Annotated in this window: 11 protein-coding genes and 1 pseudogene; 3 read left to right on the top strand and 9 right to left on the bottom strand. The window is 61.5% G+C overall.

Going from position 1 to position 16,103, the window contains the following annotated elements; genetic code table 11:
* Positions 1–188 (bottom strand): annotated as a pseudogene (locus FEM54_RS07565) (YceK/YidQ family lipoprotein); the annotation flags it as partial.
* A gap of 183 nt (positions 189–371) precedes the next feature.
* On the opposite strand from FEM54_RS07565, the gene FEM54_RS07570 reads away from it, so the two are divergent.
* Positions 372–2,450 (top strand): TonB-dependent receptor family protein, encoded by a 2,079-nt coding sequence (locus FEM54_RS07570; protein WP_138450278.1) that lies wholly within the window; start codon positions 372–374, stop codon positions 2,448–2,450.
* 131 nt (positions 2,451–2,581) lie between these two features.
* Here FEM54_RS07570 and FEM54_RS07575 read toward each other — a convergent pair whose 3' ends face one another.
* From FEM54_RS07575 to glnE, 8 genes are all read right to left on the bottom strand, one after another.
* A complete protein-coding gene (locus FEM54_RS07575; protein ID WP_138450280.1) occupies positions 2,582–4,024 on the bottom strand; it encodes a lipopolysaccharide kinase InaA family protein in 1,443 nt (480 codons plus the stop codon).
* Positions 4,024–4,776 carry a lipopolysaccharide kinase InaA family protein gene (locus FEM54_RS07580; RefSeq protein WP_017138511.1) on the bottom strand — a complete coding sequence of 251 codons (753 nt, stop codon included), beginning with the start codon at positions 4,774–4,776 and terminating at the stop codon, positions 4,024–4,026. Before FEM54_RS07580 ends, FEM54_RS07575 begins: the two co-directional genes overlap by 1 nt.
* Positions 4,773–5,507, bottom strand: a complete 735-nt coding sequence (locus FEM54_RS07585) for a lipopolysaccharide kinase InaA family protein (protein ID WP_138450282.1) — start codon at positions 5,505–5,507, stop codon at positions 4,773–4,775. The genes FEM54_RS07580 and FEM54_RS07585 overlap by 4 nt, the downstream gene beginning before the upstream one ends.
* On the bottom strand, positions 5,507–6,313 hold the full coding sequence (gene rfaP, locus FEM54_RS07590; RefSeq protein WP_017138513.1) for a lipopolysaccharide core heptose(I) kinase RfaP: 807 nt from the start codon (positions 6,311–6,313) through the stop codon (positions 5,507–5,509). Before rfaP ends, FEM54_RS07585 begins: the two co-directional genes overlap by 1 nt.
* On the bottom strand, positions 6,310–7,434 hold the full coding sequence (locus FEM54_RS07595) for a glycosyltransferase family 4 protein (protein WP_138450284.1): 1,125 nt from the start codon (positions 7,432–7,434) through the stop codon (positions 6,310–6,312). The genes rfaP and FEM54_RS07595 overlap by 4 nt, the downstream gene beginning before the upstream one ends.
* Positions 7,434–8,495, bottom strand: coding sequence for a lipopolysaccharide heptosyltransferase I (gene waaC / locus FEM54_RS07600; RefSeq protein WP_138450285.1), 1,062 nt, complete (start codon positions 8,493–8,495; stop codon positions 7,434–7,436). Before waaC ends, FEM54_RS07595 begins: the two co-directional genes overlap by 1 nt.
* Before the next feature lies 1 nt (position 8,496).
* Complete coding sequence (waaF, locus tag FEM54_RS07605; protein WP_017138516.1) at positions 8,497–9,531, bottom strand: lipopolysaccharide heptosyltransferase II; 1,035 nt, start codon at positions 9,529–9,531, stop codon at positions 8,497–8,499.
* Between the two features lie 229 nt (positions 9,532–9,760).
* Positions 9,761–12,700: a bifunctional [glutamate--ammonia ligase]-adenylyl-L-tyrosine phosphorylase/[glutamate--ammonia-ligase] adenylyltransferase gene (gene glnE, locus FEM54_RS07610; protein ID WP_138450287.1), complete on the bottom strand. Its 2,940-nt coding sequence runs from the start codon at positions 12,698–12,700 to the stop codon at positions 9,761–9,763.
* Positions 12,701–13,083: 383 nt separating this feature from the next.
* On the opposite strand from glnE, the gene aceE reads away from it, so the two are divergent.
* Together aceE and FEM54_RS07620 are read left to right on the top strand one after the other, a co-directional pair.
* Entirely contained in the window at positions 13,084–15,729 is a 2,646-nt protein-coding gene (aceE, locus tag FEM54_RS07615) for a pyruvate dehydrogenase (acetyl-transferring), homodimeric type (protein WP_017138519.1), read from the top strand.
* An 11-nt stretch (positions 15,730–15,740) separates the two neighbouring features.
* Positions 15,741–16,103, top strand: a 363-nt coding sequence (locus FEM54_RS07620) for a biotin/lipoyl-containing protein (RefSeq protein WP_338109333.1), incomplete at its 3' end; no start/stop codon positions are given.

The following is a 16,103-nucleotide window of genomic DNA, read 5'->3' on the forward strand; positions in this document are numbered from 1 at the left end:
TGCAGTACGCAGAGGTCATAGACCACCCCGCTGTAGATACGCGGAACAGACTGACAATAGGTTTTTTTCGCCTTGAGCGTTCGAACCGTGTCGCCATCCTCACGGAACGCCGTGGTCACGGTGCCGCAGCCGCCCAGAACCAGAAACCCGCCTATCAAGACCCACAGGCTCGCTTTTTTGCCTTTCATGGTTGCCTCTAATCGTTGGAAAGGCGAGAACCTACCATTATGGCCGGCGACTGACAGATAACTCGAAGCTCAAAACGGCGTAGGAGTCTTCTTCTTCGGCAAAAGCAGGAGGGAGCCGTTAAACTCGCGCTTTTCTTGCGCCGACGTCTATCCCTTGCGTCGCGCCACTGATCCGGCTTCCCGATGAATACACCCCCACCCGTTCCCCTTGCCCTGCTGCTGCTCGGCTTGAGCAGCACCGTCCTGGCCGACGATGCCACTTTGGTCCTCGACCCCAGCGTGGTCACCGGCTCGCGCAGCGCCAGCCCGACTTTCGACCTGCCGTACTCGGTGGACAGCATCAGCCACGCGCAAATCAGCGACGGCCAACTCGGCATCAACGCCTCCGAAGCCCTGTCGCGCGTACCGGGCCTGGTGGTACAAAACCGCCAGAACTATGCTCAGGACCTGCAGATCTCCTCGCGCGGCTTCGGCGCGCGCTCGGCGTTTGGCGTACGCGGCCTCAAGTTGATCGCCGACGGCATCCCGGCCAGCACTCCGGACGGCCAGGGCCAGGCGGCCACCTTCAACCTCGACACCGCCGAGCGCATTGAAGTGCTGCGCGGCCCGGCCGCCACCTTGTATGGCAGCAATGCCGGCGGCGTGATCCAGATGTTTTCCCGCGACGGCGAAGGCCCGCCGCGCATCGGCGCCGAAACCCTGGTGGGCAGCGACGGCATGAGCAAAAACCACCTCACCGCCGAAGGCGCGGCGAACGGCGCAGGTTTTGTGCTCGACGCTTCACGCATGGACACCGATGGCTACCGCGACCACAGCAGCGCCCGTCGTGACCAGACCTTCGCCAAGCTCAACTTCCAGCCGGACGAAGACAGCAAGTTGGCGCTGATCTATAGCAGCCTGGAGCAAAACGGCACGCAGGATCCGCTTGGGCAAAGCTGGGCAGCCTACAAGGCCGATCCGCGCTCGGTAGCGCCGGCTGCATTGCAGTACAACACGCGAAAAAGCATCGATCATCAGCAGTTGGGCCTGAATTACGAACGCTACATCGGCGATGCCACGCTGCAGGTGAATGCGTACACCGGCCGCAGGAGCGTGATTCAGTACCTGTCGATTCCAGGCGGCACCGCCTCTGACAAGCGCGGCGGCGTGGTGGACTTCGACCGTAAATTCTACGGCGGTTCGGTGCATTGGCTGCAACCGATCACCAGCGCCCCCGGCGAGCTGACCCTGATCACCGGCCTCGATTACGACCGCAGCCAGGATGACCGCCAAGGTTATTCCAACACCCTGGACGGCGTGCACGGTGTCAAAGGCGCCCTGGGCCGTGACGAACTCGACACCGCCACCAGCATCGACCCGTTCGTGCAAGCCAACTGGCTGCTGGGCGACTGGACCCTGCAAGCCGGCCTGCGCCACAGCAGCATGAAAATGGAGGTGGACGACCACTTCACAAGCGACGGCAATGACAGTGGCAGCAAGACCTACCAGAAGAACACGCCTTCGGTCAGCGTGATGTACGCCTTCACGCCGGACCTGCATGGCTATGTGAGCGCGGGCAAAGGCTTCGAAACCCCGACCCAGGCCGAGTCGGCGTATTCGACCACTTCAAATGGCTTCAACTTCGCCTTGAAGCCGTCAGTCAGCAAACAATTTGAAGTCGGCTTGAAGGCAAAGATAGGCCAGGACACGCGTGTCAACGCGGCCCTGTTTCAAATCACCACTGACGACGAACTGGTGGTGCTGTCATCCAAGGACGGCCGCACTACCTACCAGAACGCCGGCCGCACCTTGCGCCGAGGCTTCGAACTGGGCATCGAAAGCCAGCTCTCGGAACAATGGAGCACCAACCTCGCCTATACCCGCCTGCAAGCCACCTATGACAGCGATTTCATGGGCGGCGGCAAGCCTGTGGACAAAGGCAACTACCTGCCCGGCGTACCGCAAACCACGCTCTTCGCCGAGCTGAACTGGAAACCCCGCGACTGGGTCAGCACCGCCCTCGAAGGCATGTACCGCAGCAAGGTCTACGTCGAAGACACCAACCAGCAACGCGCCGCACCGGGCTACAGCGTGTTCAACTGGCGGGCGCGCTTCGAACAAAAGGTGGAGCACTGGACCTTTCACCAGACGGTGCGCCTGGATAACTTGCTGGATCGCCAGTATGTCGGTTCGGTAATTGTTGGGGACGGCAACTTCCGTTACTACGAAGCGGCGCCGGGAAGGTCGTGGTATGCGGGGGCCGGGGCTGAATACCAGTTCTGAGTATCGGACTGATCGTTCCCACGCTCCGCGTGGGAATGCATCCCGTGACGCTCCGCGTCACCTTGCACGGGGCTTGAGGAGCGGGACGCAGAGCGTCCGGGGCGGCATTCCCACGCTGAGCGTGGGAACGATCATTGCACCTGTTTGGGCAAACGCTGATCTATAAGCTGGTACAGCGCACTGCTCTCAGGCCAGTTACGCATAAACCGCGCGCGGTCCTTGGCGAACGCCGGCGCGAAGCTTGCGACCGAGCTGTGCTGACACATGGCGTCCAGGTCGATCAACGCCCAGCGATCCTCGGCCCAGAACAGGTTATGGCCCTTGAAATCACCATGGCTGATGCGCTCGCGGATCAGCTCGGCGAACAAGTGGTCCAGGGCCAGCAGTTCATTCTCGGGCGCATCGCCTTTCTCAACATACGGCGCAAAACGCTCGATGATGTCCGGCCCCGGCAGGTATTCAGTCACCAGGTAAGCCCGGCTGCGCAGCCACAAAAAGCGTTTTTCCAACACCGCCAGCGGCTTGGGCGTGGCGATGCCAAGGAACGCCAGGCGGTTGCCCTCGCGCCACGAATGCCAGGCCCGGCTGGGGCGCCAGAAGCGCTTGAGCCAATGGGCAAACCCCTTGATGTTATAGCGCTTGATCACCAGTGGCCGCCCGCCCGCTTCGACCTTGGCGACGGTGGCCGCACCACCGGTTTTGTACAAATGGCCTTGGTCGAGCAGCGCGTCGGCCTGCTCCAGCACCGGCAGCATTGCCGCCTCTTCCTCACGACGAATCGCACGCAAGGCAAAGGCGCCACGCACCACGCTGAACAGCGTGCATTCACGGCCGACCTTGTTCAAAAAGTCTTTCAAGCGCCAGGCGCTGACCTTGCGCACCTGTTTTTCCAGGGCTTGCAGCGGCAAGGCGTGCTCGCCGTTGCCCAGCAGGTAGTACACCAGCAACTCTTCGGTGAACGGCTCGAGGTTTTTCGGCAACTGGGCGAAGAACACGCCAAGGTTTTCCAGCACCCGGTTGCGCGACAACGGCTTGCCCGCCGCTTCAACACGAATCCCGGCGCCATCAATCAGGTACAGCTTGCCGTCCTGGCGCAGCAGGTTGTCCAGGTGCAGGTCTTCTTGCCACAGGCCTTTGGCGTGCATCTGCGCAATTGCGCCCAACGCCTCTGCGAGCACAGCCGTTTGCTCGTCCGCCAAAGGCGGCAACCCTTCGACCGCCTGCCAGGCATCGGCAAGGCTTTCGGCGCCTTCGATAAACTCAAACAGCAGCCAGCCGCCCTCGCCTTCCTGCAAGCCATCGGCCAGCAACTGTGGCGTGGTCAGGCCCTGCTCGGCCAGCAGGCGCACGCCGCTGAGTTCACGCTGAAAATGCCGCGCCGCCTTGCTGCCCACCAGCAATTTGGCCAACACCGGACGGCCGCGCCAGACGGCGGCGCCCACATAGCGTTCGCCCGGCAACACGCGCAACAGGTTAAGCAGTTGCAGCTGGCCGGTGCCTGCGGCGTCGGCCAACTCGAGGGTCAGCGGCAGCTCAGGCGTGCGGCCGGCTTTTTTCAGTTCGGACAAGCGCATCAGCGCTTCTCCTTGTGGCTGCGCCGGGCCGTCAGGCGCTCGAACCAGGCGCCCACCAGCGCACTGTCTTCAGGCTGGTCCAGATACGCCGCCAGCAGTTGCCGCACTTGCGCATCCGACCACTGCGGCGCGCGGCGCAGCAACGGCTCCAGGTCCTTGATCCGATCACGCCGGCCGAACAGCAGCGGGCGGGTTTTCTCCAGGTCGATCAACTGCGCGGCATAACCGTCTCCGAGCGGTTGCAGGAAAATATGCTTGGGGTAAAAACAGCCATGCACTTGCCCTACGCTGTGCAGGTGGCGCGCCAGCTGACCACAGGCCAGCAAGATCGCACGGTGCTGGTCGTCACTCAGCTGCGGCCATTGTTCGAGCAGTGAATCCAGGTCATTCCAGCCGTCCAGGGCTCGGGTCAGCAACATCGCGCGGCGCTCGCCTTCAACCTTGCGCTCACCGAAAAACGCCGCCTGCAACGCCGGAATGCCCAGCTTCCGGTAGCGGCTGATATTACGGAACTCGCGGGCAAACGTCGGCTCGCCAAACGGCTTGCTGAGCGTGCGCGTCAGGTAGTTGCTCTGGCGCTTGAGGTAGTAACCCTGGCCATCAAGCTCCAGGCGAAACACGCTGCTCCAGCCGCCGTCGCTGGTATTGGGTTCATCCACCGCGTCCAGTTGCCTGGCCCACAGCGCGTCGAAGTCAGCCAGGCCGTGGCGCGCAAGCAATGCGCGATCATCGGCCGCCAGGAAATCAGTCATTCGCGCCCCTCGAAAAACTTCACCACGTGACGGATTCGCTGTTTGTCCGAAGTCGTCAGGTGCGTGCGTTGGCGGTATTGCATGTAGAAACGCAGGCGCTGGGTGGCCGACAAGTGATACTTGGCGACTTTATCCAGGCAGGCCAGGTCCTTGGTAATACGGTACTTGAGCCAGAAACCGCGCCAGAAATCGCCGTTGGGGCAATCGATCAGGTACAGCGTACGGTTATCGTCAACCAGCAGGTTGCGCCACTTCAAGTCGTTATGGGTAAAGCGGTGTTCGTGCATCGTGCGCGTGTATTCGGCGAGCTGACGGCTGATCACGTTGACCCACTGGGGGTCTTTCAAGCACGGATCGTTACGATCGGCCAGCACCGACAGGTCTTCGGTCTTGGGCAGCTCGCGGGTAATCATCGCCCCGCGCGCATAGGCCAAACCCTTGCGCTCAAGGCCCCAGGCCACCACGTCGGCGGTGGGAATCCCCCACTTGGCGAAGCGCTTGAGGTTCTGCCATTCGGACTTCACCCGAGGTTTGCCCAGGTAACGGCGCAAGCCTTTGCCGGCGCCTACGTAGCGTTTGACGTAGTAATTGACCCCGCCACGCTCCACCCGAATCACTTCCGACAAGGGGTCGCGCGTCAGTCGCTCACCCTGCAAGGCAAACACCGCCTCCAGGCTACCAAAGTCATCCGCCAGGGCGGCGTAAGCAGGTTCCAGGTTCCAACCCGCCATCAGATCGCATCCCCCAGGCGTTGCTTGCGCGCATACAGCTTGTCGGCCTTGCGCTGCAACAAGCTCAGGGACGCCGACTGCTCGGCCAGGATCTGGCGCAGCGGCTGGCGGAAGTAGCCTTTGAGAAAGCGCAGTTTGTCGCGCTGAGTCAGGCCGATGTCCAGCGCCGAGTAGTACAGCGCGGACAAGTCCTTGTCGCGCCAGCGCAGCGGCAGATGGGCACGCAATTGGGCACGGTGCAGGTCGATCACTGAAAGCTTGATGGTGCGCGCATCGATCGGCCGGGACGTATCCAGCAGGAAGTGGCACAGGTAGCAGTCGCGGTGATTGACGCCGCCACGGTGCATGTCGCCGACCATGCGCGCCAGTTCAGCGGTGAGCGCATGGCGCAATGCCGGTGCCGGCGGCTCGGCCACCCAGTTGACGGTCAGGTCTTCCAGGCTGATGGTCGGGGCCAGTTCTTCGGTGATGATGAACGAGTGCTGGTCGGCCGGGTTGCTGCCTTTTTCACCGAAGGCCACGCCGGTCATGGTCGGCACACCCAGTTCCTGCAAGCGGTGGATGGCCGACCATTCCAGGCCGGCACCCAGCACCGGCAGCTTGGCGGTGATCAGGTTCTTGAAGATCTCGCCCCAACCGATGCCACGGTGGATTTTCACGAAATACGGGCGGCCCTCCACCTCGGTACGCAAGGTGCGACGCGCCGCCAGTTCACGAAATACCTGGCCTTGCAGTTTCTCGACTTCGGCAAAGGCGTCACGCCCGGCCCATAAGGTCTTGAACGGTTCGGCAAGAATCAACTTCATCGTTTCGGCTCCGCCAGAATCACATCTGCCGCGTGCTGCGGCATGCTGTAGAGGTCGGCCGTCTCGGCGAAGGCCAAACCATTACGGCCCCAGGCCGCGCGCTGTGCAGTGTCGGTAAGCATGTGCGTGAGGTACTGGTTGAGCTGCGCTTGTTCAAACGGCTCATCCAGCACCAGCCCGCTGTCGGCTTCGCCAATGTAGTGGGCATACCCACACACCGCCGAGACCAGCACCGGCAACCCGGCCACCAGGGCTTCGAGCAACACGGTACCGGTATTTTCGTTGTACGCCGGGTGAATCAACAGGTCGGCGCCCAGCAGGAAACGCGGGATATCGCTGCGGCCCTTGAGGAACTGCACGTTATCGCCCAGCCCCAACGTGGCGCTCTGCAACTGGAATACTTTGGGGTCGTCCTGGCCGATTACAAACAGGCGCGTGCGTTTTTTAAGTTCGGCAGGCAAAGCGGCCACGGCCTTGAGGCTGCGGTCGACGCCTTTGGTCTTGAAGCCGGAACCGATTTGCACCAGCAGCAACTCGTCGTCGCGCAGGTTGAACTCCTTGCGGAAACCTTCGCGGATTTCGGCCGCATTTGGCGGCGCGCGGCGGTCCTGGGCAATGCCCGGCGGCAGCAGGTGGAAGCGCTCCAGCGGCGTGTCGTAATGCTTGATGAACAGCGGTTGCTGCACTTCGGAGATCATCAACACTTCGGTCTTGGCGTCTTTGGCGAACACCGCACGTTCGTACTCGGCAAAGTGCTTGTAACGGCCAAAGCTTTTGTACAGCGAGTGACGCAGGTTTTGCGCCTTGTCTTCAAAGCAGCCGTCGGCGGCGTAGTACACGTCCAGGCCGGGCATTTTGTTAAAACCGATCAAACGGTCCACCGGGCGCTTGGCCAGGTCGGCTTCCATCCAGGCCAACAGTTTCTCGTTGCGCCGGTGGTTGAAGAACGCCTTGACCGGCGCCACCAGCACTTCAAAGCCGGGCGGAATCTCGCCTTCCCAGATCAGCGTGTAGACCCGGATCGTATGGCCGCGCTGCTGGCACTCCAGGGCGATGCGCATGAAGTCGCGCTGCAGGCCACCGAAGGGGAAATATTTGTACAAAACAAAAGCCAGTTGCATCAGTGCAGCTCCTCAGCCAATAACAACGTGCTCAGTCGGTTTGCCACACGCTCAGGGTTCAAGCGCGTGAAGCACAGGGGCGACTCGCGCGTGATGTCGAACCGACGCAGGTCGTCGGCCGTCGGTTGATAAGTACAGTTTTTTTGCAGGCACGGTGCGCATGGGAAGTCGCTGGCCAAGTGAATCTGGCCTTTGCCGTAGGCGCCCGTCAGGCCCGGGTTGGTGGGGCCGAACAGGGAGATGGTCGGCACGTCCAGCGCAGCGGCCAAGTGGCCCAGGCCCGTGTCCACCGCCACACAGGCGCGGGCACCGGCCAGCACACGGGCGACGCCGGCCAGGTTGAGTTTGGGCAGCACTTCGGCGTTTTGCAGGCCTTGGGCCAGACGCTCGGCGCGGGCCTTTTCGGCGGCATTGCCCCATGGCAACTTCACGTCCACACCCAGGCGGCCCATGCGTTCGGCCAGCTCACGCCAGTAGGCTTCGGGCCAGTGCTTGGTGTCCCAGGTGGTGCCATGCAGCAGCAGTACAAAGGGTTTTTTCGGCGGCAGGCCGAGCAACTTGTCGACGCTCAGGCCGTAATCGCCCAGGCCTTTGGGCAAGTCATAACCCAACGCCACGGCGAACAGCTGGCGCAAGCGTTCTACTGCATGCTGCCCACGGGCCACGGCCAGCCGGCGCGAGTAGAAACGCGCAGCCATCGGTTCACGGGCAGAATTCTTATCAAAACCGGCCACCGGCGCGCGTACATAGCGCGTCAGCCAGGCGCTTTTGAGCAGCCCCTGGGCATCGATCACCAAATCGTACTTGGTCGACTGCACGCTCTGCTTGAAGCGCCGCCATTCACCGCTCTTGATGGTTTGCCAGATGTTCTTGCGCCAGCTACGAATCGCCACCGGGATCACTTTGTCCACGGCTGGGTGCCAGGTGGGAATCTCGGCAAAGCCTTCTTCCACCACCCAGTCAAAGCGGATGCCAGGGATCGCCCGCGCCGCGTCGGTCAGTGCCGGCAAGGCGTGGATCACATCGCCCAAGGATGAGGTCTTGACTACCAATACGCGCAAACTAGCGAACCTCGACCGCGGAACCCTGCAACCGCTGCAAGGCTTCATTCACCGGCTGCGGCAGCAACTGACGCATGCAGTTGTAATGGCCAAAACGGCAGGTACGCTCAAAGCACGGGCTGCAATCCAGGCCCAGGCGCACCACCTCAACCTTGTCGGCCAAAGGCGGGGTGAAACCGGGCGACGTCGAGCCATACACCGCCACCAAGGGGCGGTTCAGCGCGGCCGCCACGTGCATCAGGCCGGAGTCGTTGGACACCACCGAATCGGCGCAGGAGAGTAAATCGATAGCCTCGGCCAGCGACGTGTCGCCACTGAGGTTCACCGCTTCTTCACGCAGGCCGGGGATCAGGCGCTGGCGAATGTCTTCGCCGACCGGGTGATCCTTCTTCGAACCAAACAGCCACACCTGCCAGCCTTCGCGAATCTTCATCTCGGCGACTTTGGCGTAATGCTCCGACGGCCAGCGCTTGGACTCGCCAAACTCGGCGCCGGGGCACAGCGCCAGCACTGGACGGTCAAGCGCCAGGCCGAACTTGGCCAGCGCCGCGTCACGGCTCACCGGATCGATCTGCAGGCTCGGGCGCGGGTACGGCGTGGGCAACTCGGCGCCGGGCTCGTAGGCCAGCGCCATGAAACGTTCGATCATCAGCGGGTAGCGCGCCTTGTCGAGGGTGCGCACGTCATTAAGCAACACGTAGCGAAACTCGCCGCGCCAGCCGGTACGCTTGGGGATGCCGGCAAAGTACGGCACCAACGCCGACTTGAGCGAGTTGGGCAGCAAAATCGCCTGGTCGTACTGGCCGACCATGGATTTACCGATGCGTCGGCGCGTCGCCAATTCAAGGGCGCCATGGCCGAGCGGGAAGCTCAAGGCCGTGCGCACTTCGGGCATGCGCTCGAGGATCGGCCGGCTCCACTCAGGGGCGAGCACGTCGATTTGGCAGTCGGGATGACGTTGCTTGAGGCACTGGAACAGTGTCTGCGCCATCACCATGTCACCGACCCAACTAGGCCCAACGATCAGAATATTCATGTAGTTTCCACAAACGATGCGGGGAGGCTTATGCCTCCCCGCATCGTTATTTACTGTAGGTCACGGTAGCCACTTTGTGTCAGAGCTGGCTTGTGTGGGAGCTGGCTTGCCTGCGAAGGCATCAACTCGGTATCACTGATAAACCGAGGCGTCTGCATCGCGGGCAAGCCCGGCTCCCACACAAAGCTGTGTGTCCACATTAGATTGGCATCCCACATTTAATCGAGTTTCAGCTTAACCCCAGTTCATTCCAGATTCGCATCACCTGGCGCCGTTCGTCGGCGAACTGATCCCCGGCTACCGTGCCGGCCTCGTTTTGCAAGGCCTGGCGGTGCGCAGCGGAACGGTAGGCCTTATACACCTCCCGCAGCAGATGGGCATCGGCAGCGGGCATCAGCCCGACCTGCTCCAGGCCTTCCAGAATGCGGATATTGTCGGTATAGCGCAGCAACGATGGATGTTGCGCAGACCACGCCAAAGCCGCGTATTGCACCATAAATTCAATATCGACGATACCACCGGCGTCTTGCTTGAGGTCGAACACGGTCGTCGGCTCGAAGGCGTTCGCCCCCGTCCCGGCAGCCGTCGCCTTGGTGCCCAGGTTATCGCGCATCTTGGCGCGCATCTCGCTGACCTCCTGGCGCAGCTTCGCCAAGTCACGTTCACGCCCCAGTACGTTAGCGCGTACCTGCTCGAACGCATGGCCCACATCCTGACTGCCCACCAGCACCCGCGCGCGGATCAGGGCCTGATGCTCCCAAGTCCAGGCTTCATTTTCCTGGTAGCGCTCAAACGCCCCCAACGAGCTGACCAGCAAACCGGAGGCGCCGGAAGGTCGCAGGCGCATGTCCACTTCATACAATTGGCCGGAGTTGGTCTGGGTGGTGAGCAGGTGAATGATCCGCTGGCCCAGACGCGTAAAGAACTGCGCGCCGTCGATGGGTTTGGCGCCATCGGTCTCGGCCTGGGGATCACCGTCGTGGATGAACACCAGGTCAAGGTCCGAGCCATGCCCCAGCTCGATGCCGCCGACTTTCCCGTAACCCACAATGATGAACCCCGGGTCGCACAGGCTGCCGTCCACGCGCTGCGGTGAGCCATGACGGGCGACCGTCTGGCGCCAGGCCAGGGCCAGCACTTGTTCGAGGATAGCTTCGGCGAGCCAGGTCAAATAGTCGCTGACCTTCATCAACGGCAGGCTGCCGGCAATTTCCGAAGCGGCTACACGCAGGCGGTGGGCCAGTTTGAAGTGACGCAAGGCCTCCATCTGTTGTTCAAGGTCATCTTCGGGGATGCGTGTGAGGCGCTCACGCAGCTCAGCGGCGAGCTCCGGCGCCAAAGGTGGCTTGAACAGGCGGCCTTCGTTGAGCAACTCATCGAGCAGCAGCGGGAAGCGCGTGATTTGCTCGGCAATCCACGGGCTGGCGGCGCACAGCGTCAACAAGCGGCGCAGGGCATCGGGGTTTTCGGTCAGCAGCACCAGGTAAGCAGAACGTCGCGCCACAGCCTCCACCAGCGGCAGCACGCGCTCGAGCACCAGGTCCGGGTTGGCGTGCTCGACGGCCTGGGCCAGCAGGCGCGGGATAAAGGCGTCGAGCCGCTCGCGACCGAGGCGCTGCATGGCGCGCAACTGCGGGCTGCCACGCAGGCCAGCCAGGGCTTTGAGGGCTTTGGACGCGTCAGTAAAACCACCCTCGGCCAGTTGGCGACAAGCGGCGTCTTCGTCCTGGGACTCTTCCCACAACGGTAACCACTCCCCGCCCACCACCAGCTCGCTTTCTTCGCCTTCTTCTTCGTCAGGATCAGCAATCACCTGACGGAAGTGCCAGTCCACCCGGCCACGCCAGTACATCAGGCGCTCATGGAACGCGGCCCAGTCGGCAAAGCCCAGCATAAAGGCAATGCGCGCCTGATCTTCGGGGCTGTCCGGCAGCATTTGCGTCTGACGGTCGGCAATCGCCTGGATCGCGTGCTCGGTATAACGCAGGAACTCATAACCATTGCGCAACTCCGCGATCACCGCAGGCGGCAAGTAGCCCTGGCCTTCCAGCGTGCCGAGCACCATCAGCAACGGCCGCTGCTGCAGGCTCAGGTCGCGGCCACCGTGGATCAACTGGAACGCCTGGGCGATAAATTCCACCTCGCGGATGCCGCCCGAGCCCAGCTTGATATTCTCGGCCATGCCCTTGCGCCGCACTTCCTGCTGGATCAGCTGTTTCATGGTGCGCAATGCTTCAATCGCAGAAAAATCCAGGTAACGGCGGTAAACGAACGGGCGCAGCATATCCAGCAATTGCGCGCCGGCCACCTGGTCGCCGGCCACCACGCGCGCCTTGATCATGGCGTAGCGTTCCCAGTCGCGGCCTTGATCCTGGTAGTACTGCTCCAGCGCATTGAAGCTGAGCACCAGCGCACCGGCCGAACCGTAGGGGCGCAAGCGCATGTCGACACGGAAGACAAAACCATCGACCGTCATCGGGTCGAGCGCCTTGATCAATTTTTGACCAAGGCGAATGAAAAACTCCTGGTTGTCCAAGGCGCGCTTCACGCCGACCGTTTCGCCGCCTTCGGGGTAGGCGAAGATCAGGTCGATGTCCGACGACAGGTTCAACTCCACCGCGCCGAGCTTGCCCATGCCGAGGATGACCATGTGCTGGGCTTCGCCGCTGCGCCGGCCAGTGGGCGTGCCGAACTGTACGCAGTGGCGCTGGTACAGCCACTGGTAAGCCTGGTCGATGCTGGCGTCGGCCATGTCGGAAAGGTCGCGACAGGTCTGCACCAGGTCCGCCTGTCGGGTCAGGTCGCGCCAGATAATGCGCACTTGCTGACGCGTGCGTTGGCGGCGCAGCACCCGGCCCAACTCATCTTCTGTTTCGGCCTGTTGCACGGCACCGGCGATCTGACTGCACAGCTCACCGGGCGCAAAGCCGCGGTCCAGCTCGCCCCAGGCCACCAGCTCAAGCAACATCAAAGGGTCACGAACACTCTGTTCAATGACGAAATCACTGGCGGCGCACACCCGGGCAAAGTCGGCCCACCGTTGCGGCGTCCACGCAGAAAGTCCATGATCGGCGTCCAGCGCGGCCACTGCGTCACGAAATGACTGCTCGGCCCGCTGGGCAAAAGGCAAGAGAATGGCCGGCAGTTCGGCCAGCGTTGGAAGGCTCATGGTCTATCCTTGATCGGCGCGCGAAAGGCATGTGGTTGTGAAGGCAAGAACCACGCTTGGTGAAGGACTGTCGAACAAAGGTTAGAAATAGCTGAAATTAATTTCATCTTGGCAGCCAGCATCAAACTTTCACCTTTTCTTGTTCGCAAATGATCAACAATAACGATTATGCTCACCAGCCAGACCGAGCCATACGCTCAGTCTTGTGTAGTTTTACTACTCGTATATACATTCGAAAGGCTGAAATGGCCGACGATTTGTAGTAAAACTACAGGACGCCGAAGCAACCTTCGGCCATCCAAGAATTTATGTCGTCTGCCCACAAGGCCAGTCGCAAACTTCAGGCAACCGATTCTGGTAGCCTTTCCGCCCTGGAGCAAGCCATGCAAGACCTCGATCCCGTCGAAACCCAGGAATGGCTGGACGCCCTGGAATCGGTTCTCGACAAAGAAGGCGAAGACCGTGCTCATTATTTGATGACCCGTATGGGCGAACTCGCGACCCGCAGCGGCTCGCAATTGCCTTACGCCATCACCACGCCATACCGCAACACCATCCCCGTTACCCACGAAGCACGCATGCCTGGCGACCTGTTCATGGAACGCCGCATTCGCTCGCTGGTACGTTGGAACGCCATGGCGATGGTAATGCGCACGAACTTGAAAGATTCTGACCTGGGCGGTCACATCTCCAGCTTCGCTTCCAGCGCAACCCTGTATGACATCGGCTTCAACTACTTCTTCCAGGCCCCGACCGACGAACACGGCGGCGACCTGATCTACTTCCAGGGCCACACCTCGCCAGGCGTCTATGCCCGTGCGTTCATGGAAGGCCGCATCACCGAAGAACACATGAACAACTTCCGCCAGGAAGTGGACGGTAACGGCCTGTCGTCGTACCCGCACCCTTGGCTGATGCCTGATTTCTGGCAGTTCCCGACAGTATCCATGGGCCTTGGCCCGATCCAGGCGATCTACCAGGCACGCTTCATGAAGTACCTGGAAGCCCGTGGTTTCATCCCTGAAGGCAAGCAGAAAGTCTGGTGCTTCCTGGGCGACGGCGAGTGTGACGAGCCGGAATCCCTGGGCGCTATCTCCCTGGCTGGCCGCGAGAAGCTCGACAACCTGATCTTCGTCATCAACTGCAACCTGCAGCGCCTCGACGGCCCGGTTCGCGGCAACGGCAAGATCATCCAGGAACTCGAAGGCGTGTTCCGCGGTGCTCAGTGGAACGTGACCAAAGTCATCTGGGGCCGTTTCTGGGACCCACTGCTGGCCAAGGACGTCGACGGTATCCTGCAACGTCGCATGGACGAAGTCATCGACGGCGAGTACCAGAACTACAAAGCCAAAGACGGCGCGTTCGTACGTGAACACTTCTTCAACACGCCTGAACTCAAGGCAATGGTTGCAGACCTGTCCGACGACGAGATCTGGAAACTCAACCGTGGCGGCCACGACCCGTACAAGGTCTACGCGGCGTACCACGAAGCGGTCAACCACAAAGAACAACCGACTGTCATCCTGGCCAAGACCATCAAAGGTTATGGCACCGGTGCCGGCGAAGCGAAGAACACTGCGCACAACACCAAGAAAGTTGATGTTGAAAGCCTGAAGCTGTTCCGCGATCGCTTCGACATCCCGGTCAAGGATGAAGAGCTGGAAAACCTGCCGTTCTTCAAGCCGGAGCCAAACAGCGCCGAAGCCCGCTACCTCAGCGAGCGTCGCACTGCACTGGGCGGTTTCGTGCCACAGCGCCGCGCCAAGTCTTTCGACATCCCGACTCCGCCACTCGATACCCTCAAGGCTATCCTGGACGGCTCGGGCGACCGTGAAATCTCCACCACCATGGCTTTCGTGCGCATCCTGGCGCAGCTGGTCAAGGACAAGGAAATCGGTTCGCGCATCGTCCCGATCATCCCGGACGAAGCCCGTACCTTCGGTATGGAAGGCATGTTCCGTCAGTTGGGCATCTACTCCTCCGTCGGCCAGCTCTACGAGCCAGTCGATAAAGACCAGGTGATGTTCTACAAGGAAGACAAGAAGGGCCAGATCCTCGAAGAAGGCATCAACGAAGCGGGCGCCATGAGCTCCTTCATCGCTGCCGGTACTTCGTACTCCAGCCACAACCAGCCGATGCTGCCGTTCTACATCTTCTACTCGATGTTCGGCTTCCAGCGTATCGGCGACCTGGCATGGGCAGCAGGCGACAGCCGTACCCGTGGCTTCCTGATCGGCGGCACCGCCGGCCGGACCACGCTGAACGGCGAAGGCCTGCAACACGAAGACGGTCACAGCCACATCCTGGCTGCCACCATCCCGAACTGCCGCACCTTTGATCCAACCTACGGCTATGAGCTGGCGGTGATCATCCAGGACGGCATGAAGAAGATGACCGAAGAGCAGCAGGACGTTTTCTACTACATCACTGTGATGAACGAGTCCTACCAGCAGCCAGCCATGCCGGCCGGTGTTGAGGAAGGCATCATCAAGGGCATGTACCTGCTCGAAGAAGACACCAAGGAAGCGGCGCACCACGTGCAGCTGATGGGCTCCGGCACCATCCTGCGTGAAGTGCGTGAAGCGGCGAAGATCCTGCGTGAAGAGTTCAACGTCGGCGCTGACGTGTGGAGCGTTACCAGCTTCAACGAACTGCGTCGCGACGGCCTGGCAGTCGAGCGCAACAACCGCCTGCACCCAGGTCAGAAACCAGCCAAGAGCTACGTCGAAGAGTGCCTGGCCGGCCGTAAAGGTCCAGTCATTGCCTCTACCGACTACATGAAGCTGTTTGCTGAACAGATTCGCCAGTGGGTCCCGTCCAAGGAATTCAAAGTCCTGGGCACCGACGGTTTCGGCCGCAGTGACAGCCGCAAAAAGCTGCGTCACTTCTTCGAAGTTGACCGTCACTTCGTGGTGTTGGCAGCCCTGGAAGCCTTGGCTGACCGTGGTGAGATCGAACCTAAGGTGGTGGCTGACGCTATCGTCAAGTTCGGGATCAACCCGGAAAAACGCAACCCACTGGACTGCTGAGGAGATTTTTTGTGAGCGAACTCATTCGCGTACCTGACATCGGCAGCGGTGAAGGTGAAGTAATCGAGCTGTTTGTGAAGGTCGGCGACACCGTCGAAGCCGACCAGAGCATCCTGACCCTGGAGTCGGACAAGGCGAGCATGGAAATCCCTGCTCCCAAGGCCGGCGTGGTCAAGAGCCTGAAAGTGAAGCTGGGCGACCGCCTGAAAGAAGGCGACGAACTGCTGGAACTGGAAATCGAAGGCGCCGCTGATGCGGCCCCTGCGCCAGCCCCGGCTGCCGCTGCTGCACCCGCACCTGCCGCTGAAAAACCTGCTGCTGCCGAGGCCCCTGCGGCCCCGGCTGCTGCTCCGGCCGCTGCCACTGTCCAGGAC

The organism is Pseudomonas edaphica (assembly GCF_005863185.1).
Lineage (GTDB): Bacteria > Pseudomonadota > Gammaproteobacteria > Pseudomonadales > Pseudomonadaceae > Aquipseudomonas > Aquipseudomonas edaphica.